Source organism: Pelodictyon phaeoclathratiforme BU-1 (genome assembly GCF_000020645.1).
Lineage (GTDB): Bacteria > Bacteroidota > Chlorobiia > Chlorobiales > Chlorobiaceae > Chlorobium > Chlorobium phaeoclathratiforme.
This window is the reverse complement of the sequence record NC_011060.1, coordinates 1,381,772-1,407,878: the sequence shown is the minus strand read 5'-3', so window position 1 is coordinate 1,407,878 and position 26,107 is coordinate 1,381,772. Positions and strand designations below refer to the sequence as shown.

Annotated in this window: 28 protein-coding genes; 8 read left to right on the top strand and 20 right to left on the bottom strand. The window is 46.8% G+C overall.

From position 1 onward, the window contains the following. Positions 1-235 precede the first annotated feature (235 nt). Positions 236-637 (bottom strand): OsmC family protein, encoded by a 402-nt coding sequence (locus PPHA_RS06675; protein WP_012508096.1) that lies wholly within the window; start codon positions 635-637, stop codon positions 236-238. 381 nt (positions 638-1,018) lie between these two features. Here PPHA_RS06675 and PPHA_RS06670 point away from each other — a divergent pair, with 381 nt between their 5' ends. Further along, a complete protein-coding gene (locus PPHA_RS06670) occupies positions 1,019-1,459 on the top strand; it encodes an MOSC domain-containing protein (RefSeq protein ID WP_012508095.1) in 441 nt (146 codons plus the stop codon). Positions 1,460-1,477: 18 nt separating this feature from the next. On the opposite strand, the gene moaA is transcribed toward PPHA_RS06670, so the two are convergent. The 5 genes from moaA to PPHA_RS06645 all read right to left on the bottom strand — a co-directional run bounded on the left by moaA (position 1,478) and on the right by PPHA_RS06645 (position 7,678). Continuing rightward, positions 1,478-2,458, bottom strand: a complete 981-nt coding sequence (gene moaA / locus PPHA_RS06665) for a GTP 3',8-cyclase MoaA (RefSeq protein ID WP_012508094.1) — start codon at positions 2,456-2,458, stop codon at positions 1,478-1,480. Positions 2,459-2,707: 249 nt separating this feature from the next. After that, positions 2,708-3,262 carry a TorD/DmsD family molecular chaperone gene (locus tag PPHA_RS06660; RefSeq protein ID WP_041526745.1) on the bottom strand — a complete coding sequence of 185 codons (555 nt, stop codon included), beginning with the start codon at positions 3,260-3,262 and terminating at the stop codon, positions 2,708-2,710. Between the two features lie 72 nt (positions 3,263-3,334). Next, positions 3,335-4,249, bottom strand: coding sequence for an NrfD/PsrC family molybdoenzyme membrane anchor subunit (gene nrfD, locus PPHA_RS06655; RefSeq protein WP_012508092.1), 915 nt, complete (start codon positions 4,247-4,249; stop codon positions 3,335-3,337). 17 nt (positions 4,250-4,266) lie between these two features. Then, entirely contained in the window at positions 4,267-4,866 is a 600-nt protein-coding gene (locus tag PPHA_RS06650; protein WP_012508091.1) for a 4Fe-4S dicluster domain-containing protein, read from the bottom strand. Positions 4,867-4,891: 25 nt separating this feature from the next. Next, complete coding sequence (locus tag PPHA_RS06645; protein ID WP_012508090.1) at positions 4,892-7,678, bottom strand: molybdopterin-dependent oxidoreductase; 2,787 nt, start codon at positions 7,676-7,678, stop codon at positions 4,892-4,894. A 571-nt stretch (positions 7,679-8,249) separates the two neighbouring features. Between PPHA_RS06645 and PPHA_RS06640 the strand changes: the two genes are divergently transcribed. The 3 genes from PPHA_RS06640 (at position 8,250) to PPHA_RS06635 (ending at position 9,556) form a co-directional block, all read left to right on the top strand. After that, positions 8,250-8,732 carry a DsrE family protein gene (locus PPHA_RS06640; protein ID WP_012508089.1) on the top strand — a complete coding sequence of 161 codons (483 nt, stop codon included), beginning with the start codon at positions 8,250-8,252 and terminating at the stop codon, positions 8,730-8,732. 254 nt (positions 8,733-8,986) lie between these two features. Further along, positions 8,987-9,121 carry a hypothetical protein gene (locus PPHA_RS16525; protein ID WP_263053231.1) on the top strand — a complete coding sequence of 45 codons (135 nt, stop codon included), beginning with the start codon at positions 8,987-8,989 and terminating at the stop codon, positions 9,119-9,121. Positions 9,122-9,151: 30 nt separating this feature from the next. Next, positions 9,152-9,556 carry a DUF6858 family protein gene (locus PPHA_RS06635; RefSeq protein WP_012508088.1) on the top strand — a complete coding sequence of 135 codons (405 nt, stop codon included), beginning with the start codon at positions 9,152-9,154 and terminating at the stop codon, positions 9,554-9,556. A gap of 80 nt (positions 9,557-9,636) precedes the next feature. Here the strand turns inward: PPHA_RS06635 and mobAB are convergent, their stop codons facing one another. The 7 genes from mobAB to PPHA_RS06600 all read right to left on the bottom strand — a co-directional run bounded on the left by mobAB (position 9,637) and on the right by PPHA_RS06600 (position 16,931). Then, positions 9,637-10,731 carry a bifunctional molybdenum cofactor guanylyltransferase MobA/molybdopterin-guanine dinucleotide biosynthesis adaptor protein MobB gene (gene mobAB, locus PPHA_RS06630; protein WP_012508087.1) on the bottom strand — a complete coding sequence of 365 codons (1,095 nt, stop codon included), beginning with the start codon at positions 10,729-10,731 and terminating at the stop codon, positions 9,637-9,639. 4 nt (positions 10,732-10,735) lie between these two features. After that, entirely contained in the window at positions 10,736-11,959 is a 1,224-nt protein-coding gene (locus PPHA_RS06625) for a molybdopterin molybdotransferase MoeA (RefSeq protein ID WP_012508086.1), read from the bottom strand. Next, positions 11,956-12,897, bottom strand: coding sequence for a bifunctional molybdenum cofactor biosynthesis protein MoaC/MoaB (gene moaCB / locus PPHA_RS06620; RefSeq protein WP_012508085.1), 942 nt, complete (start codon positions 12,895-12,897; stop codon positions 11,956-11,958). Before moaCB ends, PPHA_RS06625 begins: the two co-directional genes overlap by 4 nt. Positions 12,898-13,191: 294 nt before the next feature. Then, positions 13,192-13,926 (bottom strand): ABC transporter ATP-binding protein, encoded by a 735-nt coding sequence (locus PPHA_RS06615; RefSeq protein WP_012508084.1) that lies wholly within the window; start codon positions 13,924-13,926, stop codon positions 13,192-13,194. Position 13,927: 1 nt separating this feature from the next. Further along, the gene (locus PPHA_RS06610) at positions 13,928-15,130 is read right to left on the bottom strand and encodes an ABC transporter permease (RefSeq protein WP_012508083.1); all 1,203 of its coding nucleotides are present in this window, start codon (positions 15,128-15,130) and stop codon (positions 13,928-13,930) included. Then, the gene (locus tag PPHA_RS06605; RefSeq protein ID WP_012508082.1) at positions 15,127-16,323 is read right to left on the bottom strand and encodes an efflux RND transporter periplasmic adaptor subunit; all 1,197 of its coding nucleotides are present in this window, start codon (positions 16,321-16,323) and stop codon (positions 15,127-15,129) included. The genes PPHA_RS06610 and PPHA_RS06605 overlap by 4 nt, the downstream gene beginning before the upstream one ends. Continuing rightward, positions 16,320-16,931, bottom strand: a complete 612-nt coding sequence (locus tag PPHA_RS06600) for a TetR/AcrR family transcriptional regulator (RefSeq protein ID WP_012508081.1) — start codon at positions 16,929-16,931, stop codon at positions 16,320-16,322. Before PPHA_RS06600 ends, PPHA_RS06605 begins: the two co-directional genes overlap by 4 nt. A gap of 354 nt (positions 16,932-17,285) precedes the next feature. Between PPHA_RS06600 and PPHA_RS06595 the strand changes: the two genes are divergently transcribed. After that, positions 17,286-17,654 (top strand): NifB/NifX family molybdenum-iron cluster-binding protein, encoded by a 369-nt coding sequence (locus PPHA_RS06595; RefSeq protein WP_012508080.1) that lies wholly within the window; start codon positions 17,286-17,288, stop codon positions 17,652-17,654. Between the two features lie 145 nt (positions 17,655-17,799). Here the strand turns inward: PPHA_RS06595 and PPHA_RS06590 are convergent, their stop codons facing one another. The 7 genes from PPHA_RS06590 to PPHA_RS06560 all read right to left on the bottom strand — a co-directional run bounded on the left by PPHA_RS06590 (position 17,800) and on the right by PPHA_RS06560 (position 24,037). After that, complete coding sequence (locus tag PPHA_RS06590) at positions 17,800-18,633, bottom strand: DUF4405 domain-containing protein (RefSeq protein WP_012508079.1); 834 nt, start codon at positions 18,631-18,633, stop codon at positions 17,800-17,802. A gap of 72 nt (positions 18,634-18,705) precedes the next feature. After that, positions 18,706-19,116, bottom strand: coding sequence for a c-type cytochrome (locus tag PPHA_RS06585; protein ID WP_012508078.1), 411 nt, complete (start codon positions 19,114-19,116; stop codon positions 18,706-18,708). A gap of 44 nt (positions 19,117-19,160) precedes the next feature. Further along, entirely contained in the window at positions 19,161-19,523 is a 363-nt protein-coding gene (locus PPHA_RS06580) for a hypothetical protein (protein WP_012508077.1), read from the bottom strand. An 81-nt stretch (positions 19,524-19,604) separates the two neighbouring features. Next, positions 19,605-19,934 carry a hypothetical protein gene (locus tag PPHA_RS06575; protein WP_012508076.1) on the bottom strand — a complete coding sequence of 110 codons (330 nt, stop codon included), beginning with the start codon at positions 19,932-19,934 and terminating at the stop codon, positions 19,605-19,607. A 255-nt stretch (positions 19,935-20,189) separates the two neighbouring features. Then, positions 20,190-21,548: a sigma-54-dependent transcriptional regulator gene (locus PPHA_RS06570; protein ID WP_012508075.1), complete on the bottom strand. Its 1,359-nt coding sequence runs from the start codon at positions 21,546-21,548 to the stop codon at positions 20,190-20,192. Between the two features lie 34 nt (positions 21,549-21,582). Continuing rightward, the gene (locus PPHA_RS06565) at positions 21,583-23,625 is read right to left on the bottom strand and encodes an ATP-binding protein (protein WP_012508074.1); all 2,043 of its coding nucleotides are present in this window, start codon (positions 23,623-23,625) and stop codon (positions 21,583-21,585) included. 175 nt (positions 23,626-23,800) lie between these two features. Next, complete coding sequence (locus PPHA_RS06560; RefSeq protein ID WP_041526466.1) at positions 23,801-24,037, bottom strand: hypothetical protein; 237 nt, start codon at positions 24,035-24,037, stop codon at positions 23,801-23,803. Between PPHA_RS06560 and PPHA_RS06555 the strand changes: the two genes are divergently transcribed. The 3 genes from PPHA_RS06555 (at position 24,038) to PPHA_RS06545 (ending at position 25,988) form a co-directional block, all read left to right on the top strand. After that, positions 24,038-24,313 (top strand): HU family DNA-binding protein, encoded by a 276-nt coding sequence (locus PPHA_RS06555; RefSeq protein WP_012508073.1) that lies wholly within the window; start codon positions 24,038-24,040, stop codon positions 24,311-24,313. A gap of 197 nt (positions 24,314-24,510) precedes the next feature. Then, complete coding sequence (lipA, locus tag PPHA_RS06550; RefSeq protein ID WP_012508072.1) at positions 24,511-25,395, top strand: lipoyl synthase; 885 nt, start codon at positions 24,511-24,513, stop codon at positions 25,393-25,395. Between the two features lie 14 nt (positions 25,396-25,409). After that, the gene (locus PPHA_RS06545) at positions 25,410-25,988 is read left to right on the top strand and encodes a hypothetical protein (protein ID WP_041526465.1); all 579 of its coding nucleotides are present in this window, start codon (positions 25,410-25,412) and stop codon (positions 25,986-25,988) included. The last annotated feature ends 119 nt before the right edge of the window (positions 25,989-26,107 follow it).

Genomic DNA, 26,107 nt, shown 5'->3' with positions numbered 1-26,107 from the left:
AACCAACCACCAATAACAGAAAAAGAGAGAAAAACCTCCCTGATGCTTTTTTTAAAGACAAACCCTGCATTGTAACCCGTATCTGTACTGCAAAAAAGAGTTACAAGATTCTCGTATTCCTTCATCTTTCCCTTATGTTCCTGCTTTGCATGCACTATTTCCGACTATCAATTCCGATCATTCCACACACAAAAATACTTTCTTCACCAGTAACTCCCTGCAAATTTCAGGCTGATTATTTTGTAACTGTCTTTACAACAAATTCCGGTGGATTCAGAATATGTTTTTTCACTGCACAGAGATTGGCTGCATTGATAACAGCATCCTTGTACTTCTCAGGAAAGTCCGGAGGCAGTTCGATGGTGATCTCAATCTTTCCTATACCACGACCTGATTCACCTGTAAAATGTGATTGTACAAGACGGATACCATCTACAGGAATTCCACGGCTTTTACAAAATGAAGAGACATAGATTCCTGCACAGGTTCCGATTGAGGCAAGAAAAAGTGTGAATGGCTCAGGTGCGGAACCTTCACCTCCGGCATGTACCGACTGGTCAGTATGAATGGTAAATCCATTGAACTCAGCATCAACTTTCCTTCCGTCCCCTATCGTGATGATCATTTCACTTTTCATGGGAGCAAGTACGCTTATAGTAAGATTGAATATAAATGTCTGTTCTCAATTATAAGCATATGGTTATAATTAAGCAAGCTGCGTAATGATTTTAAACATAAAATAGTCAAAACTTGTCAGGTGCAATATGCTGGCTTAAAGCGAGAACAAATAACTCTTTTTATAAGTCTGTGATGTTGTAGATTACCCGGTATAACGCATTCCCTTCTTTTACTTTTTTTTTCGATGGTAACGGTGATTGAAGTGTGGTGTCACTGGTTTTTTGTTTAGCTCGCTTCAATAAATCCGGGAAAAAGGCGATATCGAGGTAGTGCTTAAGTTAATTATTTATAATTTGTTACAATGAACGGAACAAAAAAGGTTTCTCTTGACACTCAAGGTGTGGGCTTTATAGAATCAGTCTGTATCAGTAAAGCAAAGGGTACCGTAAAAACAGTCGTCAGTCAGATCTCGTTGAGGCCGGACTGGGGTATAGAGGGCGATGCTCACGCAGGTAATTGGCATCGTCAGGTCTCAATTCTTGCAGGTGAGAGTATTGACCGGATGCGTAAAAAAATGCCGGAACTTACTCACGGGATGTTCGCAGAAAATATTGTAACGCGAGGTATTGACCTTTCATGCCTCATTATTGGCGATTCTCTGCTGGTCGGTGATGACGTTGTACTTGAAATCACCCAGATCGGCAAGGAATGTCATGATTCGAAGTGTGCCATACAAAGTGCAACAGGTGAGTGCATCATGCCAAAGGAGGGAATTTTCTGTCGGGTTATGAGGGGCGGTGCGATAAAACCGGATATGGGTATACTGAAAAAGGCTGAATAACGCATTTCAAAAAATCTTTTACCCTCCAATCTCCGACATGCTGGTTCTTTGTAAACCTCCGGCTGCATGTTTGCCATCTTCCGGTTTTTGAGACACCGCTTTCCTGAACAAATCACCGAGAGCCTGATGTCCGGCATTGCTACGAAGCAGTGGGAGCAAGTTTAGCCCCTCATTTTCATAAAGGCAACTGATGATCTTCCCGTCCGAGGTAATGCGAATCTTGTTGCACTCATTACAGAAGTTTCTTGTAAATGCCGGAATAATGGCAATCGAACCCTTATGCCCTGGCAGGGAATAACTGAAATACTGTGTTGCAGAGCCTCTGATGGCTTGAAGCCCGGGATAGTGATGTTGCAGTAACTCCCGGATTTTATCGGCCCCGAAAAATCTGCCTGTTCGCCAAATTTGATTATCATCAAACGGTTGTAACTCTATAAATCGAACAGTCACATCATAATCTTTGGTGAAATCGACAAAACGACAAATTTCATCACTGTTGATATCCCGCATCATCACGACGTTGAGCTTCACCGCTATGAGAGCTGTTTTAAGAAGGTTATCAAGATTATTCCGCACCTGTCTATAGACGTCTCGCCGAGTTATGGCGTAATATCGTCCTCGATCAAGCGTGTCGATACTGAAATTGATGGTATCAAGCCCGGCATCTATCAGAGAAGGAAGAAAACGGTCAAGCAGAACGCCGTTCGTTGTGAGGCCTACGGTTTTGATAGAGGGATGTTGTTTTGCCTCACGAACCAGCCCTGCAATACCCTCTCGCAGTAAAGGCTCTCCACCCGTAAAGCGCACTTTTGAAAAACCAAGTTCAGCAAGCACAGCAATAATCGTGTTGATCTCATTTTTGTCAAGAAGTGATACTGTGTCGGCTCTCCCTTCATGCTCTTCGCGCATGCAGTAAGAACATCTCAGATTACACCGGGAGGTAACCGCTATCCTCACATAGTCCACATGGCGATGAAACGTATCTACGAGGCAGCTCATATCGTAAACGATGATACCAAACAGAAACGCATACCATGCGCAAGTGAACTCATTGGTCTACATCCTTGACCTCCGACTCCTTTTCCTGTACCCATTGCCTCGTTGTCATGATTCTGAGGCGATTCAGCCAATCCTTTCAAGACTCTCTTCTTCAGTTGGTAAAGCTGTGATCTGTTTTTAAAATCGCTCATAAACCGGCATTCCCTAATAATCTTTACAAATAAAAAAATTTAATGACGGAGAAATCCTTTATCGGCAAGCCTTGAGTGAACTTTCAACAAGGATTCCCAGTAGCCGATAGGCGTCAAGAGATGTAGCTGATTTGAGATCACCAACAAACTGTGGTACCCAGCGACAAAGATGTTCCTTGATAAAATGATCTGATGAATCCTTTGCGGCTGTTGCGATAGTTTTCACTGTTGAAGCTGAAGCCAGAAAAGAGAGAAATTCAAATTCTGTGGCAATATGATCAATTAAACCTGTTTCGACACTCATCTCCCATTCACGATAGAGCGCCTGTACATCAATACTTGCCTGTCCGAGCATTCTTTTTTCCCGGTAGACAGACTCATAGGGTGGGCATGGTGTGTGAGGATAACCATTAATAAAGAGACGAGTGTACTCTGCCTGCAACATTTCCTGCTTTTCTTTTTCAAAAGATGCAATCAACCGAATGAATGAACCGGTTTTGTCATTGATTTTATCTGCAATACTCTTCAATTCAGAAAGGAATGCCTCGTTGGGATAGGCGAAAGCAAGGCTGAGAAACCTGAAAACAAATGCGTGCTGGATGGGGATAGACATAGATAACGTAAAATAAAGAAACGGCATACACTCAGTATACCCATGATGAGTTTGATACAAAAAAAGAGGCGTTTACCAAGGATATTGATAAAGCCCTGCGTTCAGGACATAAAGACGCAACAGATAACCGCCAACAAGTACAAGTGTACTTGCAAGCATAAGCAGTGATTTTGATTTATTTGAATGGCTGGCAAAAAAAATACCATACGTCTCTACAACAAGAGGAACAACAAGTCCGGCAATAAAAAAACCAACGATGAAGAGAGGGCTATGAAAAAGATATTCTGCTGATTCTCTGGCTCCTGTTGGCAAAAAAAGCGCAAAATTGAAATAGGCGCCAAGAACAATCAATTCACTCACAATCAGGATAGCATCAAGCTGCTCCAGTTTTTCTGTTACCTTCCAGGATGCCTCTTGTTTTGAAATCGTTGACAACAGCAGCAGATAGGCTGCGCCGGTTGAAAATCCGGAAAAAACGAACAAAAGAGGAAGTGCCGGGGTATTCCAGAAAGAGATAGCGGGTGCGGCGGAAATCAGCAGTCCCGTATAGATGGTGATAAGAAAACCTGCCGCAGATCCACCCAGTGCTGCCAGACGATTAAACCGTTCAAGCAATCCCAGAAAACCAGCAGGAATTTTTTTGATAATCGGAAGGAGTTTTGGCCACTCTTCAAGTAGCGGTATGACATAAACGATGGCCGCCAGAAAATAAAAGTTTATGAAAACAACTCCCCAGAAGATCCAGGATTTCGGATTAGTCAAAGCATAGGCAGCTTTCAGTGGCTGAAGCATATCTGCAAGGAGAAAAACGGTACCGAGAACTAAAAACCCGATTGAGGACAATACTGCAATAGAGAGCATTTTCCGGTCGCATCCCTCAAAAAGATGAAGAATCGCACCTATTGCAAAAGTAGCCCCCCCCAGTCCTCCCAAAAAAAGGTAGGTCGCAATCTGCCAGCCCCACACTTCCTGATGAACAAATGTCATGATAAGTATTCTCCTTTCTATGATGGGATATAAAATACTTTTGGAGATGTTCCAAGTCCCTGATTCAGCGCTGTCGCCTTTCCGCTTGCGGCGAGTTTGTGCACAGCACTCGACCGCTCGTCAAGATCACCGAAGATTCGGGTATGTGTCGGACAGGTAGTGACACATGCCGGTTCCCGGTGTTGTTCAATTCTGTGCTCACAAAAGGTGCATTTATCGACATGCGGAACACCGTGAGTCGAAAGATCTCCGTAAAGCTCCTTTTCTGTATCGACATCTTCACTCTCATAGGCATAGCGGGCGTCATAAGGACAGGCTATACAGCAGGCATAGCAACCAATGCAGCGGTCATAATTGACAAGAACAATACCATCCTTTGTTATAGAGGTTGCACCGGTAGGACACGCCGACAAGCATGGGGTGTTTTCACAATGCATGCACAAGCGCGGAAGCAAGATTCTTTGAACATCCGGATACACCCCTTTTTCTTTATCTTCAACATGCGTACGAAATTTATCGCTCCAGAACGGAGTCTGGTTTTCCGTTGCACAGGCAACCATACAAGCCTGGCATCCAACACAGGTACGCATATCTATTACCATTCCATAACGGGCCATGTGCTCTCATTCCTCCATTTAACTGTTAAATCGGCAGAACGCTTACCGTAAATTCCTGTGACATGAATGAAGCCGCAATCGGCTCAATACTGTAAGGCATAAGTTCATTCAGCGGGGTTCCTTTTCCGCCAGCAACCGAGAGCTTTTTACTGCGACTGCCGAATGAGGAGGGGAGAAAAACCGTATCTGGACGAATCATTGCGGTCGTAAAGAGTATGGCTTTTACCTTGGGTCCATAACGAAGATTGGTCACCTCAACGGTCTGGCCGTTTTTCAGCCCAAGCTCCCCTGCCCGGAGGCTGTTCATCCACAACCCCATGAATGCACCCGATTTAGGACGTGTTACCGAAGCAAGAATTGGATTATTACTGTTGGTGGAAGCATGGGAAACAACCGGCACCTTTCCATAGGTAAAATAAAATTCATTGGCATCAAGAGATGGCTTCTCCAACCTGTCGCTGACAACTCTGGGCACATAACCAAGTACAGGATTAAAGATAGGCTGCACACCCGCAGTATCAGCAAACGAGGCAAGAACCGGACTGTACAGCTCAAGTCTCCCGGAAATTGTCGGAACGGGTATTTTTCCGGGCATGTTAGATTCCTTCAGGACAGTTGCAGCATCCCTGAGCATCAGCATCCCTTTCTTGCGAATAATGGCCTCGACCTCACTGCCCGTCATCTCTTTTCCCCTCACATGACCAGCAAACTTCCCCATGGAAACATATGCGCTCTTGAGAAACGCTTCATTAAGTGGAGTTCCAGCTTTTTTTGCGGCATGGATCTCCATTCTCAGCATCTCACTGTCAAGTCCGGCATACTCGGCAACTCCATCAAGAAACGGTTCAAGCTTACCCATACGTTCCGCTATTTCACAAAGCATATCGGAGGTATCACGCGTATTGTAAAGCGGATCAATGGCTCGCAGACGGGTGGTATATCCAAGATCCGTACTTGGTCCAAGGGGATAGAGTAGTGGCTCATTACGCTCAAGATAGGTGTGATTGGGCAAAATAACATCGGCATAGAGCGTCGTGTCAGACGGAAGAACATCAATAGCAACGACAAGTTCAACATTTTCGTGGGAAAGAATCTCCTCCCATCGCTTGGCCGGGAAATAATGACGTATCGGATTTGCCGCATTCATCAGAAATGCCTTGACACGGTAAGGCTCCCCTTTATAGTTAAACTCGCCTCTGACCGCTTCAAGCAGACCCACATCGGCCATGGCAGGAATGAACACCGAAGGTTTTCCCTGTTTTTGCTGATCCATTGCCCACGCAAAAGAAAATGCCGGCTTTCCATGTTCCCATGCATCCGGATTTCCAAAAATATCAAGCAACGCAAAGGCAAACCCCATGCCAGGCAATTCGACCGGTGGCACATTTTCATTCCCTTTGCCATTCTGTACATTTTGCCGGAATTTTTCAGCTTTATGGTGATATTCGCCGCTCATCAGCCATCCACCCGGCTTATCGATTCCACCAACCAGCGTTTGAAGAATGGCCTGAAGGCGGCGCTGACCTATGAGATGGTGATAACGGGCGCCCATCCATCCCGGATCAACCAATGCCGGCCTGGCCTGTCCGAATTCAATGGCGATACGTCGAATGGTTGCTGCATCAATATCGGTAATGCTGGAAGCCCATTCAGGAGTGAATGGTTCAGACTCCTCAATAAAAAAGTCGAAAACCGTTTTTACTTCATGCCCATTCCAGACCAATCCTGTGGGGGCATGCAGCAAGGGCAGAATAGGACTCTTGCCTTTCGACCATTCATTGGTGTTTGTATAGGCAGGAACGGCAACGATATGCTGCCCGAGCTGGTCAAAGACACAGTATGATGATGGTTTACCGTTACTCCCCTTGTCAGTGGCCAGGCAGACAAGCCCTTTTTCATCTTTGTAGGCGAGAAAAGGCGCATTGGTATGCCGGGAAACAAAGGAGTCGTCATAAAGTTTTTCACGAAGCAGCGTATGCAGCATTGCAAGGAAAAAGGCATGATCAGTACCTGGCTTTACCGGTATCCATTCATCTGATTTGGAGGCCAATTCACTCACCCGAGGGTCGAGGCAGACCACTTTTGCACCATTTTTTCTGGCTTGTCCAAACCTGACGGCTCTTGCTGTCGAGATCGCTGCAACGGAAGCATTGTTCAGACTGAAAAGGATATAGCGTGCATTTTCAAAGTCAGCAAGAATTTCATCATGAACGTTAAAGTTGCCAGTCACAAGATCGGTGCCAAAATGACCAGCGGTAACACAATGCTGAAGAGGAGAGGCAATGATATTCGGAATCTGGAGTGTCCTGATAAAGGGTAAACTAAAGTGCATATACGAGACGCAGGCAGTCCATCCTCCCACCAGGGTTATTTCCCATGGATGAACCTTCATGAGTTTCCCTGCGATGTAGTTATATGCCTCATCCCATGTAGCTGCCCTGAAACTCCACTCTCCGCGTTTGCTGCCCTTGACCCGGATAAGCGGCTGCTTGAGACGATCAGGATCATAAGTCTGGTATAATCCAGCCTGTCCCCGTGCGCAGATTTTGCCACGATTAAGGGGACTCTCCGGGTTTCCTTCAATCTTGACAACGCGCCTGACACCACTTTCTATCTTCGTCTCCACGTTGATGTTACAAAACGAGGAACAGAAATTGCAAATACTTGGAACCCAAAGAACCATTCCACCGGCAGAAGCTGATTTGTTATCAAGCGAGCTATGCCCCAGGCTCCACAACGGTCGCAAAAGAGAGATACCTCCCAAGAGACCGGCAACTTTGAGGAACTGACGGCGCGTAATATTTTTATGCATAAATATTCCCCTTCAGAGCGATTTTCTTACCGCATTTTCTATAAAAAAGGAACCAAACAGCAGCTATTTTCCTGGATTATTTCTCTTGTATAACAGACGTGAACTGTAATGTAACGATGCATCGATAATGTTCCTACATCAAAATTATTTCGCGTTACACCTTTTTAAATAATTTTATTAAAATCGGTTAACTGATTTCATCCATTTCTTTTGCTGGTGACGCCATCCTTTAAAGCCATAATTTTACATCATCTTTGCTGCCACCATGAGCAACAGAGTGGTACATTTTGCGAAAAACAACCGTTACCAGTGGTTTTTCAAATTTTATCCGGTTTTATGACAATTCCTCTCTGATGTAGCAATCTGATTCCTTGAAATGGGGTTAACGAAATACTGATTTTTCAGGACACACTATCAACAGGCAAAAAAGCGGAAAGAGGACTTCTGGTATTCAATTATTTTACAAAATCGGTTAGGCTTATTATAAGCATATGCTTATAATAGGGAGAGTGCTCTCTTTTATAAAAAAAACAGCATCCAATATCTTAAACCATTCACAGGAGATTTGATAATGTCACTTTTCAGCAAAAAAACCGCAACCCTCGCTTTTGTGCTTGCCCTGCTCTTCCCGATACAGACAATGGCAGCAGAGCCAACAATAGCGGCTGCAGCTCAGCCTGCATCAAGCGTTGACAACACAAAAGGACTCTTTGTCATCCTCACCGATGAAGAGCCGATGACCCAGATGATGGCCCTTGTCCTTTCGACGCAGACAATCGAACAGGGTAAATCGGTACAAATTCTGCTGTGCGGTCAAGCGGGAAAACTTGCTTTAAAATACAGCAAGCAGACCATGTTCAAGCCGATAAACAAATCGCCACAGATGCTCCTTGCAGCATTGATTGCACGCGGTGTCGCGGTTGAAGTATGTCCGCTGTTTCTGCCCAATGTCAATATGAGCGAATCTCAATTAATCAACGGCGTCAGTATCGCAAAGCCTCCGGTTATTGCCCAAAAAATGAGGGCTGAGGGTATCAAGCTCTTCACCTTTTAACCAGAAGGTCAGGGTTACCAGAAAGGTAGAAATATCTCATGAGAAAAGACTCATTCCATGGGAATAAAATCAGTGATCATTTCGGGAGTGCATCCTTTTTGGTGTTGCAGATAAGGAGGGAAATGGGTTTGGAATTATCCCAAAAATATCAATGCATCACGATCACGGACAATGCACTCCTGCCAATCTCTTCTTGCAACCCGGTATCGGCATAATGTAATGTACCGGGTGCAGGAGTTTTAGCAAGACCACAGATGACAGCTATTGATCTCTACAGGGCAGAATCACAAAATCTTGAAAGAGCTTTAACGGGTTTCTGCAATGGAGTGCTGACGAAAGTCACGGCTCAGGGTCAGGTTGCCATGAAACCAAATTTTCATTTCAACTAACATTTCAACTAAAAAAAGGAGGAGAACATTATGCGGCAGACACTGTTACAGGAGAAATACCCGGTCTACACCCTTGAACTTGATAAAAATGAAACAAACTGCAAGAGTGTTGATGAAATTTTGATGCATTTCAAGACAATAATCGAAAGTAACCCGATTGTGAAATTCATTGGAATCTTTGACCATTATGCATATACAACCACGCTACCCGACGGTTTTATTGCCGATGAAATCAGAGATGCCAAAAATATTATTTTCTGCTTTGGCAAGGAAATCAAGAATCCGGGAGTAATGGCAGTAAGGCCTCGCTCAATCGGTATTGTTGAACTCGAAAACACGTTTATTATCACATTTCTTGAAGCCCCAAACCCTGTGGCAAACGCTGCGATGGAAGAGTGGACGAAAATGTTGAAACGAGATGAGTCAATAAAATAATAACAGCTCTATCGCCCATAAGCGGAAACTATCTAAACAACGCTTGGAGAGTGCCGTAAGCCGGAAATTTGTACGATTTTTCAAGAACGGCATAATCTTTTCCTGCTTTCGGAATCATTGATATTCCACAGTACCCCGCCATCGTGGGGAACCAGCTCTTCGATACGGGACTCTTTAAGAAAGGCTGAGAGGGAGTTGTCTCCCTCAAGATGCCGAAGAATCAGTTTCATGCGGGATTTTGGTTCATAGCAGGCACAGAGCGGCTCAAGGCAACCTGACTGCGGGTTTCTGAAGGCCGTAGCGAAACGCAGGGGATTGCGTTGTAAAGTGAGTTGCTGAAGAGTAGCCTCATCAAGGCGAGGCAGATCACATGCGGCAACAACCCATGCAGCGTCGGGAGAATACCGTTGTGCAGAGAGCAGCCCCCCCATAGGTCCAATGCTGAGGTAGGAGTCGGTGATAAGGGGCATACCAAAATGGCGGTATGTATCCGCTTGTTCCTCGCGGCAGGAGACGAAAACCTCACAGCATTGTTGTCGCAAAAGCGCGGCAGTGTGAACAAGCTGATTATCGGGATGGTATGCAAGAAGCGCCTTGTCACTCCCCATGCGTACACTGCGTCCTCCAGCCAGGACGAGACCATACAGCGGACTTTCTTTCCGGGATCGATCAAACAAGAGTGTTTCAAGAAAGGCCGCAAGGGCGCCGATATCGTCCCGAGACAAAACAGGGATGCTGAATGAAGCATAGGTAGCCGGATCATCCGGCACGACAAGGGCGACTACATGGGTGAGGCTTCCCTTTCCGACAAGATCAAGTATCTTGCGTTCCCGGTCAACCAGAACCAGTTTCGGCAGTGAAAGCTCCTTGAGCCCTTCGACAATGAGTAAATCGTGGTCTGAAAAAGCATGACGCTCAAGCAGCGGAGTACCAGGGCTGTGCCCGGTAATCAATGCCCGTTTTTCAGGATCAGAGATCATGACGGTGGATGCCCCGGCCAGAGCGACCACATGGGAATCTTTGCCTTCGCGGTCGATGTCGAACCTGTGGCAACCATGCTTATAGTAGGCAATGGAGAACCTTGCTGAAAGCTGGCGAACAATGGCAGCAATCAACGTCGTCTTTCCGGAACCGGAATATCCACAAAAGGCTATTTCAAACGGATGAAACAGCATGGCGCTAAAGATCTGACCAGGGAAGCATCGCACAAAGCACCTCAGTGCCACCGGCAAGCTTCTCAAAAGAGGGTTCTGCTTCAATCAGGCAATTCGAGCCCACAACCGATGTTATCATATGGGATTCAACTTTCGGAGATATTCTGCACCAAAGCCTCCCCTCTTCAGCCCGCACACGTCCGAGAAGAAAACGGTGGCGCTTCTTATCTGAAGGAAAAGGTTCCTCAAGAGTTGCCCGAAATTTTTCAGGTGCCGATTTTCCTGCCAGGGCGCAGATCGCCGGGATGCAATACTCCACAAAACAAACCAGCGCAGAAACAGGGTTACCAGGGAGGGAAAAAACTGCTTTCCCTTCGGATGAAGAACCAAAATAGAGTGGCTTACCCGGTTTTTGAGCAACATTCCAGAACTTTTTTATAACACCAAGTGCCGAAAGTTCCTGCTGGACAAAGTCATATTCTCCTTGTGAGATACCGCCAGCAGTAAGAAGCAGGTCACATTCGCCGAGAGCACGAGCGAGCAGCTCCCGTAACACTACCCTCTCATCAGGAGCGTGGTGAGCCACGGCAGGCTCGATTCCGACTGAGCGGCAAGCTGCTTCAAGTAAAAAGCGGTTGCAGTTATAGATCTCAGCACCACAAAGCTCTTCACCCGGGAAGCGGACTTCATCACCAACCGTAACGATTGAAATCCTCGGCTTTTTGAAAACTGCTGCCGATGCAATACCAAATGAGGCAAGAACGGCGATTTCAGAGGGCGACAGAAATGTCCCTTTACGAAGAACGATTTCACCCATAGCGACCTCTTCACCACGGTAACGCACATTAGCCCTCTCTTTCGGCGCCTTGTAAATATCAACAAATTCAGTACCAAAGCCGCTACTCTCTTCAAACGCCACCACTGTGTCAGCTCCTTCCGGGAGTGGTGCACCCGTCATGATCTCCGCACAGCAACCGAAAGCAATCGGCTCGGTTGACAAAGTACCAGCCGGTATCTTTTGTGTAACATGGAGCGGAGTAGGAAGCTGCCTCGAAGCAGTGGAAATATCACTCCATTTGAGAGCAAAACCATCCATTGCTGCGTTGGTAAAACGAGGAAGCGAAAAGGGCGCCGTCATCTCCAGCGCAAGCACTCTTCCCAGAAGCTGACCAAGCGGAAGCTCCTCTATGCCCAATGGCACAACTGTTTGACTGATAAGGCTGTGAGCCTCCTGAACGGTTATCATCATGAATGTCCCTCACCTTTCATCATGGTAAAAGCATGAAACAGTGCGGGCAAAAGCACCTCGATCGCATCACCTGCCGCACCTGTGCTTCCGGGTAAACAAATCACCATCGTCGAGCCCACCATACCGGCGACAAGCCTCGAAAGCATTGCCGTCCTGGTTTTTCCCTGTCCCCAGTTGAAAAGAGCCTGCTCAATTCCCGGCAATCTCCGTGAAAATTTAGGAAGCAGCGCATCAACGGTTACATCACGAGGCCCGAGGCCCGTTCCTCCTGTTGTGACGATAAGCTCAACACATCCTGCCGTCCACTCATCAATAACCGCAATAATTTCCTCCTGATTGTCGGCGATAACCTTCACCTCGCCAATCGGGCAACCGGTAGCCTCAAACCCTTCACGCAACAGTTGACCCGAACGGTCGACTGCTCGTCCGGAAGAGACGGAGTCCGACACAACAATAATGGATGTTTTCGGTCGGTAACCCTCAGTTACGGAAGACTTCCCGCCTGTTTTCGTTTCAAGTTTTATCGAACCAATCTCCATACTCTTGTCAACAGCCTTGCACATGTCATAGATCGTCAGCGCGGCTACTGATACTGCAGTCAAAGCCTCCATCTCCACACCGGTCGCCTCCCTGGTTTTCACCGTCGCGACAATGACAATACGCTCTTTCCGGACATCAAAAACAATATCAGCCCATGAGAGATTGAGCTGATGGCAAAGAGGAATAAGGTGGGCTGTATTTTTTGCAGCCAAAATACCGGCAAGCTTGGCCGTGGTCAGAACATTCCCTTTCGGAAAGCCGTCAAGAGAGAGACGCTCAATTGTTTCCGGCTGCATCAGGATAAAGCCGGATGCCCTCGCAACTCTGAGCGTACCCGGTTTTCCGGAAACATCAACCATAGCAATGTCACCGCTCTTGTCCAAATGTGTAAAGCTCATGGGGCCTCTCTGTTTGAGAATCTCATCTTCCAATTTGTTCACTGAAAGGGCTGACTCTTATTGCAAAATAATGTCAATCTATATAACTCTGCCTAAAAAAAGAATCCAGCAACAAGAATACTCTTCTCCGCGCTCATCTACCGCCTGATCATCGTCACAAAGAGTTGGCGCAGCTCTCCCATGTAAAGTACCCTCCTCTTCGGCAATCAAAACCCTTCACACTCAGTTTCGACCTGACAAAAGGAAGTCCCCCCCTATTCCTCTTTAATGAATCTGAGAGCCTCTTTGCTCTGCTCATGCCTTATCAGTTTTAATCAGTTCCCGGGGTGATTTTCCCTCCCCTGCCTCTTCATGGGTACGGCCATCACGAATATGATAGATCCGCTTGAAGGTGGGGATGATTTTTTCGTCGTGGGTGACAATGATAATGGCGGTCTCATACTGACGAGCCATATCATTGAGAATACCGATCACGGCAAGCGCCCTCTGACTGTCGAGAGGAGCCGTTGGTTCATCAGCAAGAATTACCGGAGGGTGGTTGACAAGCGCTCTGGCAATAGCCACTCGCTGCTGTTCACCGCCGGAAAGCTGTGACGGCATGGCTTTCGCCCGATGTCCGACATCAAGTGCCTCAAGCAGCTCGACGGCTCTTTTGCGGGCAATGCTGTTACCCTCACCGGCAAGCATCGGCAGCAGTGCCACATTATCGATCACGTCAAGAAAGGGAATGAGATATGGCGCCTGAAACACAAACCCTATCTTATCCCGCCGCAACGCACGCAAATCCTTGATTTTCCACTTTCCATCATAGATAATCGTCTCCCCAAGCTTCATCCGTCCAGCCGAAGGCTCGATTACAGCCCCAAGACATTTCAGCAAGGTACTTTTCCCCGATCCTGAAGGACCAACAAGCCCGACAACCTCTCCGAGAGCAACCTGCATCTCAACCCCCTTCAAGGCATCCACCAGGGTGTCACCGCTTCCATACTGTTTTTTCAGTCCCTCAATGATAATACCTCTTGTATGCATCTCAACCTCCTATAGCTTCAGCAGGATCAACCCTGAGAGCTGCTGTAATGGCCAGTATACTTGCCAGAACAGAGATCACCATGACAGCGATAAAGCCTCTTATGGCATCACCTGGTTCAAGAAGAACATATCTTGGAAAAAAAGGAGACCAGAGTGTTGCGGCTATTTTGCCAACGACAAAGCCAATTGCTCCGAGCCCCAATGCCTGCTGAAGGATCATGCTTGCAATCACCCTGTTTCTTGTCCCGATCAACTTCAGAACCGCAATCTCCCTGATCTTGGCCATCGTCATGGTGTAGATAATAAATGCTACAATAGCAGCGCTTACTATGGAGAGAATGACCAGAAACATCCCGATCTGTTTGGCTGATGTCGCAATAAGTTTATCAACAAGAATAGTCCTCATCTGTGACCGGGTATAGACCTGCAACCGTTTCCATCGCTGAATATTTTTAGCCGTGATTTCAGGATCATATTCAGGTTTCAACTGTACCAGAACAGCGTTGACGTAACTATTGGTTGTCTGAGAGGCAATAACAGCCTCAAGCAGCCCCGGTACTGCGGGACGGTTAAAGAGAGGATTGGCTTCCGTACGTCGTCGCTGCTGAAGAAGTGCATCATTATCCTTGAGAAACTGTGCCTGCTGCGCCTCTTTTAATGGAATAAAAACCATCGGGTCACCGCCCGATGAAACCATACGTCGGGTAAGCCCAACAACCCGATAGCGGTTACGGCGAATAGTAATGGTATCACCAAGGGAAAATCCAGCCTTAACATCCGCAACCGCCTCATAGCGGCTTCCGGTAAGGTGATGACCGGCGACGAGAAAGCCGGGCTGGCCTGGTTCGCCCGCTCCGCCTGGAACAATACCGACCACCATTGCCCGGACATCACTGTCAGCATGGCGCACCTGCATGGTGAGGTAGGTCACATTTGACGCCCTGGCGACCCCCTGCATTCCGAGAATACTCCGGTAGGTATCCTCATAAATACTTGATGGTTCGGCATAAGGCCCAAGCGTCCCTTGCTGCACAACCCAGAGATCAGCTCCACTGCTCTCAATCAGGACGTTGGCATCATCAACCATTCCCCGATAGATACCAGCCATACTCAGTGTCACTCCAATCAGCAGACCAAGGCCAACACCAGTCAAAAGAAAACGGCCCCATCCATGCAGAATATCGCGTCCGGCAAGAGATATCACAGGGTACCATCCTTTCTCTTTCGATCAAGAATCGAAATGCGGCTTCCAGCATGCAAAACGCTTTTACTGTACACCACCACTCTTGCTCCAGCTTTTAATCCTCCAAGAATCTGCAGATTACCATCACGGTCAGCCATGCCGGTGCGAACCTCGGCAAAATGAAGCCTGGAACCCTCAACAACCCATACACCAAGACGGCCATCAACTCGATGTACACTTGCGTTGGGGACAACGGGAAGTTCTGGCAAAGGAGGAAGCAAAACCGTAACCTCACAGAGTTCGCCAACCGGTGGCAGTGGATCGGGTAAAACAGTAAAGAGAACTTTTGCGAGAAGCTCCTCTGTTATCCGGTCAGCGAGGGGCTCAACCCTCTCGACAAAACCGGAAAAAATATGACCCGGTTGAGAACGAAGTGTTATCCGTGCAGGAAGAGCCGCTTTCAGGCCTGCGCTCTGCAATTGATCGAAACGCACATCAATCCAGAGGCTTCGCGGATTAATCATCTCGATGATGGTCTGACCGGATAACACCGTATTCCCCGGCTCTGCATCACGGGCTGTTACCAGACCATCAACCGGCGCTATGAGCAGCAAATTATGACGTTGCTTCACCAATCCCTGATATTCTGCCTTGAGTGAAGCGAGCTCTTGACGTGCCGCATGGACACCAGCCTCAGCGCCTGAAACAGATGCTCGGGCAATCTCTGCCTCCTGATGCTTCGCTTCAGCCGACTCTGCACTCACAGCACGAGCAGAAAGGAGCAAACCGTAACGTTTTTCCTGTCCACTGGCAAACTCTTTCCTTGTATCGGCATCGCGAAGCTGTGCCTCGGCAGATTTTATCTGGGCCTCTGCCCGTTTGATAAGGGAGAGTTGAGCGCTCAAACGCTCATCGAGATCAACCGGATCTATCTCCCCTATGACCTGACCGGCGCGAACAACATCTCCCACTTCAACATTAATGAGCTTGATCCTGCCCGCAGCTACAGAGCCGATCCGATACGCATATCTTGCCTCAAGAGTACCAATACCAAACAACACGGGGCGAATCTGTTTTGTTTCAACAGTGATAACCGTTACCGGCACGGGAGCAAGAGGACCCGAGCGCAATGCCACATAGACAAAAAGCAGGAGAAGAGGTGCCAGAACGGCAAGCAATCCCACCATTTTTTTATTGATTGTCTTTATTTTCATTGTTCTCTCTTTTTTATTGCCTGCAGGAAAAGAGCAAACACAGGTTTGGCGTTGCTGAGCATCTTTGATGTGTCTCCCGCTATAAGTGACTGCATCACCAAGCCCTGAACTATCCCTATAAACAGTACGGATGCTGATGACACATCAAGGCCAGGGTGAATTTTTCCCTGAGCAATTCCTTTTTTAAAGAGTTTTTCAAGGCGCCCACTATAACTCGCCAGCATGGTTTCTACAATTTTTTTTGCCGACGATTTATCCGGTCGCTGCAGTTCAGCAAAGATCATTCTTGGCACACCCGGATGCTGTACAACAAAATCAAGATGGGTCATGAACATAAGTTCAAGAGCCTCTATGGCCGATTCAATATTTTCAATAACCCTGTCAATCCTTCCAAGCAACTGACTGGCAAGCCACTCCATCACCGACTGCCATAACGCATTCTTGGTTGGAAAATGGCGGAACAAGGCGCCTTGCGTCAAATTCATCCTTTCTGCAATCTGCAACGTCGTAATATGTTCCGGGTTTTTTTCAGCAGCAAGTTGAATAACCGCCTCAACCGTAACCAACCGCCTTTTCTCAGCCGAAAGATTTTTTATCGCTCTTTTCATATTCTGTTTCTGCTTCTGCTTTTCCCTTAAAAGAAAGTAATCAATTACTATCTTTTAAGCTATAAAAAAAATTTAAAACGCCAGCATCTCTCATTTATTCATCAGAATCGTTACCCTGTCGGCTATCCGTCTGGTCAGATCGGAAGCTCAGATAATCTCATGACTTCTTGGTGCGTTACTATTGACTGGTTTTGAAACAAATTACCCAATAACCTGCAGAAGAGCGCTGATACCCTGTCACAAAAACAGGTACGCTATGCTTGGTTGATGACTTTCATATGCTATATTATAAGCATATGCTTATAAAGCAGCTCAATCCCGCTATGCAGTACAATAAATCCAATAAATAAAACAATGAAAGTAATTATCCCTTTAATTGAACAGGCTGATCTGAACTCAAAATTGAGTGAACATTTTGGTAGTGCGCCTTTTTTTGCCGTTGCAGATATGGAAAAAAATTCAATTGAAATTATTCCAAACGCTTCGATGCATCATGATCACGGACAATGTACTCCTGCCGATTTCTTCTCACAACATGGCATTGACGTGGTACTGTGCAACGGAATCGGGGCTGGAGCTATCGCAAGACTGCAGATGATGGGTATCGATGTCTACATGGCAGAACTATCGAAGACTCTTCAAGAGGCTTTAACGCGTTTCAGCAATGGGCTGTTAGCTAAAGTAACCCCACAACAAGCCTGTCAGGGTCATGGCTGCCATTAAACCAACATGAGCCCATCACCCCTCCTGAGACTTCAAACCCTGCTGTAAGAGAAATGGCAAGCCGGAAAAAAACGCGGAAACGCGAAACAGGATTCCGGCTTACCATAACCTTGCAGAGAGACTGGTGTTACGCTTCACTCTTTTTTTATCTCTTGGTCATCGTTTCAAGCAATCGCCGCAACTCTCTCATCTCAATACCATTCTCTTCGGCAATTGTTTTGAGCGATGTATCCGTTTTCGCTTCAACCCCTTTCTGGCGGAGTGCAAGCTGCAGTGAAGTCGCTGATACATCTGCTTCGTCGGCTATCTGCTGCAGGGTTTTTTGTCCAAAACCCTTTCCACTAAATTGTGATCCTTTTCTTTCTGCTGGAGCAAGAATGCTGTAAACTTTTTCTGCCGCCATACCATTTTTTTCGGCGATCTCAGCAAGAGACTCATTAACCGATACCACTTTTAATCCTGATTTTTCGAGCTTTATTTTCAATGCTTCAGGATCACCACCAAGGCCTGGTTGTTGCGAAAGCTGTGTCAGGCTCATAAGCTCAGCATGAGGTACCGGCGCTTGCCCTTCTTTACGCTCCCATGAGCCCGATATACGATTACCAAACTCTATGATCGCTGTAAAAGGCTGAGTCCCGTAAAAGGTGCCTATTCCGAAAAAGAGCGAAAGGAGAAGTATGGAAACCAGTTCTGCCGGACTTTTAATTCCCTGGGTTGTTTTTGACTTGATGTAGGAAAAAAAACCCTTCCAGTTAATAACAAAAAGATGAAACAGGGAAAGCACGCCAAAAGCAAATCCAAAAATAAGATGCTGATTTTTCCAGTCTGTTCTTGTGAGACCCATCAACCGCCAGTCCGTCCAGTTTGCAACCCTGCCGGGAGGGGCAATATAGAGGAATACACCTGAAATCAGCAGGAAAAAAAACGCAATAAAAAGACCAAAACTGATAAACACCCGCCAACTGAATTTCTTTTTCATTTCATACCCGAAGATAACCTGTTACTGAACGTCAACCCTCACCTTTAACTATATTGAACGAACATTGTGTGCTCAATATTGGTTCATTCGTCCTTTGTTTCTTAAACCTCCACAAGCTCCTGTCGCCGGATTATACTGATCCCAAACCCATCCGGCTACAACTCTCAATTCCGGTTCTGAAAGTGGAGATGGCGGCATCAGCCCAAATCTTCTAATGGCTTGTGACTCAACGGCATTTTGCGTATTTGGTGATTTCAGAAATGCGACCATATGATTGACTCCCTCCTCTTTCGTTTTAAATTTTATACGATATCGAGAAGCAAGAGGAGCTATCGGAGGAGCTGATTTTGGTGGAGGGCTTACCGTATGACAAACACTGCAGTTCCTGTCAAAAATTGCCTGACCATCCAACGTTTTCGTTGCCGCATCAGCAGCCGGGTTTATAAATAATGCCATACCCATAACCAATACCAATCGTTTCATAACGTTATCATCATTAAATTTTAGCGATTTATCTCTCTTCAAGTTTATCTTCTTCCCCGTCCCTGACGGACTCCGTTACCAGAACCTCTCCCGAACCCACCATTTCCCGCACCATTCATTATCATCCAGCCACCACCCTGCCGGTTAAAACCTCCCCGGCCCAAGCTATTTCCACTCCCGTCACACATCCTCCCGTCGGGAATACCATCACCATCACTGTCCCGAATCAGATCATTTAAGCCATCACCATCTTCATCAAGAAATTGCAGCTTTTTTGGTGATTCATTTTTTTGCAGCCCTTGCTGCTTCATGTTGACTGTTGCCTGCTCTTCGGCAAATGCCTCTCGAACAAAACAGCCCAAAGAGAGGACAACAACAACAATAGTTACTGTTTTGGCAACAAACATAATCTTCTCTTGAAAAGTATTCCAGGCGGAGGAGCTTTCACAGGGAAGCTCCCTTACCTGAAATAATGGTTACAAACTCAATCAACGAACTGCTCTTCCTGCGCCATGAGGGCCTGTGCCATCAAGGATTGGTGTACCTGTTCCTGTCCCTGAAACGGCTCCACGACCACTGCCTGTACCATCCTGAGGACGGACATAATCAGCATCCAGACGGTTGATAACTCCATCGCCATCGGCATCAAGTGCCCTGTCGTTAACGCCATCACCATTAAGATCAACAAAATTGCTCATACCACCCCCACCGATCATACTCATTCCCTGATTCTGTGGACCCTTCGCAAAAACCTGACTGCTCTGTGAAAAGAAAAATACCATTCCGGCAACCGCAAGCATACCAATAATTTTTTTCATGAGAACTCCTGTTTAAATGGATAATGTTATCGTTCTGAAAGCGGAACACTCTTCCCTGTTCATTCCGCCATCACTATCCATAACATCAAATTGCGTGCCAGAAACGGGTCAATAGTCTTATCTATTGATAATCATAGATTTTAAAATTATGTACCCTGCGTTTTTTGCCTCAGTATTCTCCGAAGTATCGACTTGTTCGTCGTAAAATCGACCATATCGTCGTCACTGTAGGCAAAAAAACCGCTCGCCGAAAGATTATTTCATTCCATATTTTTTCAGCTTGTATCGCAGATGTCTTTCGCCTATTCCCAGCCGTTCGGATGCGCGTGTCTGCACATTACCAGCCTCTTTCAGTGCTGCAAGAATCAATGATTTCTCAAAAGCTTCCACCTTTTCGATGAACGTTCCCTCCATTTCGAGGGGTGATGCTTTTTCGGAAAAGGCTTCATGAACCCGTAACGGCAGGTCGTCACGGGTAATTATCTCCGCGCGACAAAGCACAATGGACTGCTGCACAATATTTTCAAGTTCACGAACATTGCCCGGGTAGGGATATTTCATAAGCGTATCCATTGCCTCCCTTGAAATACCGGTAATCCGTTTCTTGTTTTCGGAAGCAAAGCGCGAGATAAATGCATCGATAAGTGGAGGAATATCAGCCCTGCGTTCCCTGAGTGGAGGAATTCTGATAGCAACAACGTTCAGGCGATAGAAAAGATCTTCCCGGAATTTCCCTTCTCGCACCATCGCCTCCAAATCCCGGTTGGTTGCTGCAACAATGCGCGCATTTGTCTGAAGAGAATGAGAACTTCCGACACGTTCAAATGATTTTTCCTGTAAAACCCTGAGCAGTTTGACCTGCAAGGCCAGTGGTATTTCGCCAACTTCATCAATAAAGAGGGTTCCTCCTTCAGCCATTTCAAAACGCCCTTTGCGCTGACGATCAGCTCCCGTAAACGCACCCTTCTCATGGCCGAAAAGTTCACTTTCAAGCAAATTTTCAGGCAGCGCTGCACAGTTGACAGCAACAAAAGGTTTTTCATGGTGGGAACCTGCAAAATGAACCGCTTTGGCGATAAGCTCCTTGCCTGTTCCGGTCTCACCGGTAATAAGAACAGGTGCGTTGCTGGAAGCTACCCGCCCGGCAATATTGAGTACCTGGCTCATTGCTGTTGATTGTGAAACAATCCCCTCGAAACTGAAGCGCTCTGAAAGTTGCTGGCGAAGCTGACGGTTTTCACTGACAAGTAACTTCCGTTCCAGTGTGTTACGGATCATAAGCTGAAGCTGGCAAAGATCAATGGGTTTGGTAATATAGTCCACCGCTCCGAGCTTCATAGCCTCTGTTGCCGACTCAATACTGCCATATGCGGTCATGATAATCACTTCAATACCGGGATTCAGTTTTTTGAGTGCATCGAGAAGTTCCACACCGCTCATTGCGGGCATTTTGAAGTCAGTCAGCACAATATCGACAGCATGCTCCCTTGCTATGACCAATGCCTCAACCGGCCGTGATGAGGTAAGCACATGATAGCCTTGTTTGGATAAATAACCGGCAATGCTCTCCAGTTGTACCTTTTCATCTTCGACAACAAGAATGGTATGACTCATGCTCCAACCTGGTTTATGTTGTTATCATGACGAACTATTCCGCCAGAGGCAGTTTGATCCTGAAGCAGCTCCCCTGATGCTCTTCACTCTCAATTTCAATAATACCGCCATGTGACTGAATAATCTGATTTGCAATACTCAGCCCCATACCCGTCCCTTCATCCTTTGTCGTGAAATAGAGGTTGAAGATCCGGGCTCTCTCTTTTTCCGGAATTCCTCTGCCAGTATCGACAATCTCAATAAGCGCCTGGTTTTCACGGCAGAAAAGAGAAACCGTAATCTCTCCCCCTTCCTCTGTGGCTTCAACCGCATTTTGTACAAGATTGAGCAGCGCCTGCCGCATCTGTTCATGATCAATGTTTACCATTGCTCCACTATCGGTGTTCAGGGAGAATCTGATCCCTTTTGCATCAGCTTCCCCCTGAAGAAGATGACGATAGGAGAGCATAAACTCATCCAGATCACTCTTGATCATAATGAGTTTTGAGGGACGGGCAAATTTCAAAAATCGCTGGATAATGGCATTGACGCGATACACCTCGGAGACCACGGCACGAACAAGCTGGCGGTATTCCTCTTCATCCGCCGTCGGTGAAAACTCTATAGCAAGCCGCTGCGCAAGAATCCCTATGGCATTAAGAGGGTTTCGGATTTCATGGGCAACTCCGGATGCAAGCTCACCCATTGCACTGAGCTTTTCCTGACGATTGATGATTCGCTGCATCGATCGCTGTTCGCTCAGATCCCGAAAAACGCCAAGGGCTCCTTCAACAGAGCGGTCAACGCCTGTAATAAGCGTGAAATTACCAGCAAGAAAGAGGGTTTTGCCTCCAACGATACACTCAAGTTCCCTGTGGAGCGATACTCTTTTTTCAGCCATGATGATTGAGAAAAACTCCGCGCATTCTGGCAGTATTTGCGCCACCGGTGTGTTGAGGGCATTGAGGGAGGAGAGAGCAAAAAGCCTTTCCGAAGCCCCATTCACAAGAGTGATAGAACAATCTGCATTGACCGCTACAACAGCATCTGCCATACTCTCCAGTATGGTTGACGAAAAAGTCTGCGCACGCTGATAAGCTTGTGCCATACGAAGCTCACTCCTGCGGGTCATCACCAGATTCAGCATAACGAGAGCAGCGAAACAGAAGAGAAAGGCAAGCATGATAAAGCGGGTGCGCAGCTTTGTCAGGGCAATGGTAAAATGATCAGTTTTGAGACCAATGCGAAGTAACCCAACATTGATATCCTGATAAAAAAATGGTTTAACGACTTCAAAAACCTTGCGCCCGTCAAATATTGTAAATCGGGTTGTTGGCTTTTTCTGTAAAAGAGCCTTTGCCAGAACCGTATCCGAGAGAAGAGGCTCTGCTCCGGTAACATTTGGTGTAGCAGCCAGAATGGCCGTCGTATCCTGCCAGATGATATAATCAATACCCGTTGTATCAGCCCCAATGCGCTGAATAAGTCGTCCAACCCCAAGTTGACGACGAAGATTGATTAACCTTGACGCATCAATATTTCCGGTAATCGCACCACCCCGGCTCCGGGCAACAGCAACAACCAGCCGTGCCCCTCTTTTGGAAGAACTCTCTCTGATGCCGACAACAAGAGAGTCTGTCTGCCGTGAAAAAATCGGTTGTAACTCCAGTTTCGGATCACACTGCTGGGCCAGCGGATCATGATCGGGCGGAGTATTGAAAGCAATCCTCTTTCCGTTACGATCAAAAATATTGATGCGATAGATTCCTCCCGATCCGGCAATTTCAGTCAAATCTGCAGAGGTCAGAGCTGTTTTTTTATCAATACGATCAAGAAGCCTCAACTGGCTCATAAGGCTCCCGGTAAGCAGCGAGCTATTCTCATTGTAGCCTGTAATAGCATTTTCAGCACCTTCGTTCAATGCGTGAATAAGCAAGGTAGCCTCTTCACGCATGATATGCTCAATTTCCGATTTCCGATATTGATATTCAAAAAGGGTCGTACCAAAAAAAAGCGCCACCAGAAAGAGAAACAATCCGGCAAAATACTTCGACGGAATCACCAACGGCCATTTTCCTCGAAGCTCCTGTTTTTTCACGGTATCCTGCCAGTTGGTTAATCAGATCACAAGGGATAATGGTCGCCCATCCATGGCCAACTGCGAATGAGTTACATCATCTTTGGAACGTAGTAAAAAATCGTCTGAAAAAGCGGATTTTGTTATCCCGACCCCCTGTTTGCGTTGCAGGGCACAAAAGAGGCTTAGGGTATATTTATCGTATCAGCTTGGAAAACATGAAAATATTGTGTTTTATTAGCAAGTGACCGGTCAGGATCGGATAGCGTAAACTGATAATTGCCATAAACAAGAGAACAACGCTCTTTTCTGTGCGTACCTGCTCATCCTCTTCCTTGACGGATTTTCTGCTTTGCGCCTTTTGCAGAAATAGTTGTGCCGCAAAATCCATGGATATCAGAACACTCTCTTCAACAATCAAAACAGCCGCCATATGTCAAAAAATGCCTTAGTAGAAAAAATTGCCGATCAGGCTCAACTGAGCAAAATTGACGCCGATCGCGCCCTCAAAGCCTTTGTCACTATTGTTTCAGACTCTTTGAAAAATGGTGTTGATGTTCCCCTTGCCGGATTCGGCACATTCACGATTGTCGACCGCGCTGAACGGGAAGGGCGCAATCCCATGACCGGCGAGGCAATTACCATTGCTGCAAAAAAGGTTGTCAAGTTTAAACCAGGAAAAGCTTTAAAAATGGATATCGGCGCATAATACCAGAATTTTTTGCTGCCCGGGTTCTCTGCAAGTCCATCATCTGGCAGTAATTGGTGGACTTATTTTTTGCCTCCTCCAGCACAACTGAAGAGAGTACTCCTGCTTGCATAAAAGATAATTCGTCCCAAAAAGAACTCCCCGATTAGCTATATTAAGCCCCCTGGAATCATTAACCTACACGCAGTACAGTGCTCATGGAACATGTACCTGGAAAAAAACCGGAATGGTTGAAAATAAGGTTATCCTCCGGAGCATCTTTTGCTTCAACAAAACGACTGCTTGACCGTCACAGTCTGCATACCGTCTGTCGTTCGGCAATGTGCCCCAACTTGCAGGAGTGCTGGTCACGCGGTACAGCAACCTTCCTCCTTCTCGGAACAGTCTGCACACGAAACTGCAGATTCTGTGCCGTTGGCAAGGCTTCAAACCCGCCGGCACCTGATCCCCGTGAACCTGAAAAAATTGCCCTTGCTGTTCACTCCATGCAACTGAAGCACACCGTCCTGACCAGTGTCACCCGTGACGATTTGCCTGACGGAGGTGCAGAATACTGGGTGGCAACGATTCGTGCCATCCGTACCCTGAACCCGTTTGTGACCATCGAATGCCTTATTCCTGATTTCGAAGGTAATGAACGCGCTATGGATCTCGTCATGGCGGAGCTTCCCGAAATTCTGAACCACAATATTGAAACCGTACCCTCCCTTTATACGAAGGTTCGCCCGCAGGCAAACTACGCAACATCACTTCGTCTGTTGCAACGGGCAAAAGAGATGCACGGTCTTACCACAAAATCAGGAATGATGGTGGGTATGGGTGAAACTGCAGAGGAGGTGGCGATCTCGCTTGGTGACCTCCTCCTTCATGGGTGCGACATGGTAACGATCGGCCAGTATTTACAGCCCTCAGCCCTGCATCTGCCGGTCGAACGCTACATCACGCCGGAAGAGTTTGAGCAGTACCGGAGCTTTGCCGAAGGAGCCGGCTTCCGGCACGTCCAATCCGGCCCTTTCGTCCGAAGCTCCTATCATGCGGAAGCATTGACCAAGAAAACAGAAACAGTTTGTTCACCCATTTAACCCTCACCTGAATCATGGAACTATCGGTACCAATGATGATTTATGCCTACTGGGCCTTTGCATTTCTTGTTGGCATCATCTTTTTCAAAAAAGATATTCTGACATTCAACCGAGAATTTGACACAAGAAGAGTCTCGCTGCTGGTTGCCTCTGTCATCGTGGTTGCAATCAATGCCTGGGTCTATTCCCACTCCACAACCGATGGGGGACGTGCACTCGATTGGCCTACCGTTCTGGTATTCAGTATCGGCAACGGCATTGCCGAAACCTTCATGTTTTATGCTGTTTTTCGTCTCGGTACCGCTCTTGCAGGCCGCTTTACGCAAAACCCCTGGGCACTTTTTATCACGGGCTTCCTGTTTTTCATAATCTACAGCGGCCTCATCCACGGTCTCTTCTGGATCAATATTCTGCCGGAACATGTCGTCCAGACAAGCATCTATAAACCTTTTTTCATGCCGGTACAGATGCTCATTGCCGGAAGCTGGGCCCTGAGTTTTTTCTGGTATCGCGATATCAGAAGTGTCATCTTTCTGCACGCACTGGTTGACTTGACCATGGTCTGTAACGTCAAGTTTTCACTGTTCAACTGAACACATTTGTCAATCCGGCATCCTGCAAAACCAGCATATCCTACCCCTCCCTGGCACCTCAATACATGAGAAGAGCAATTTTTGAGGTGCCAGAAAACCATAACTCAAAACTGAAAACA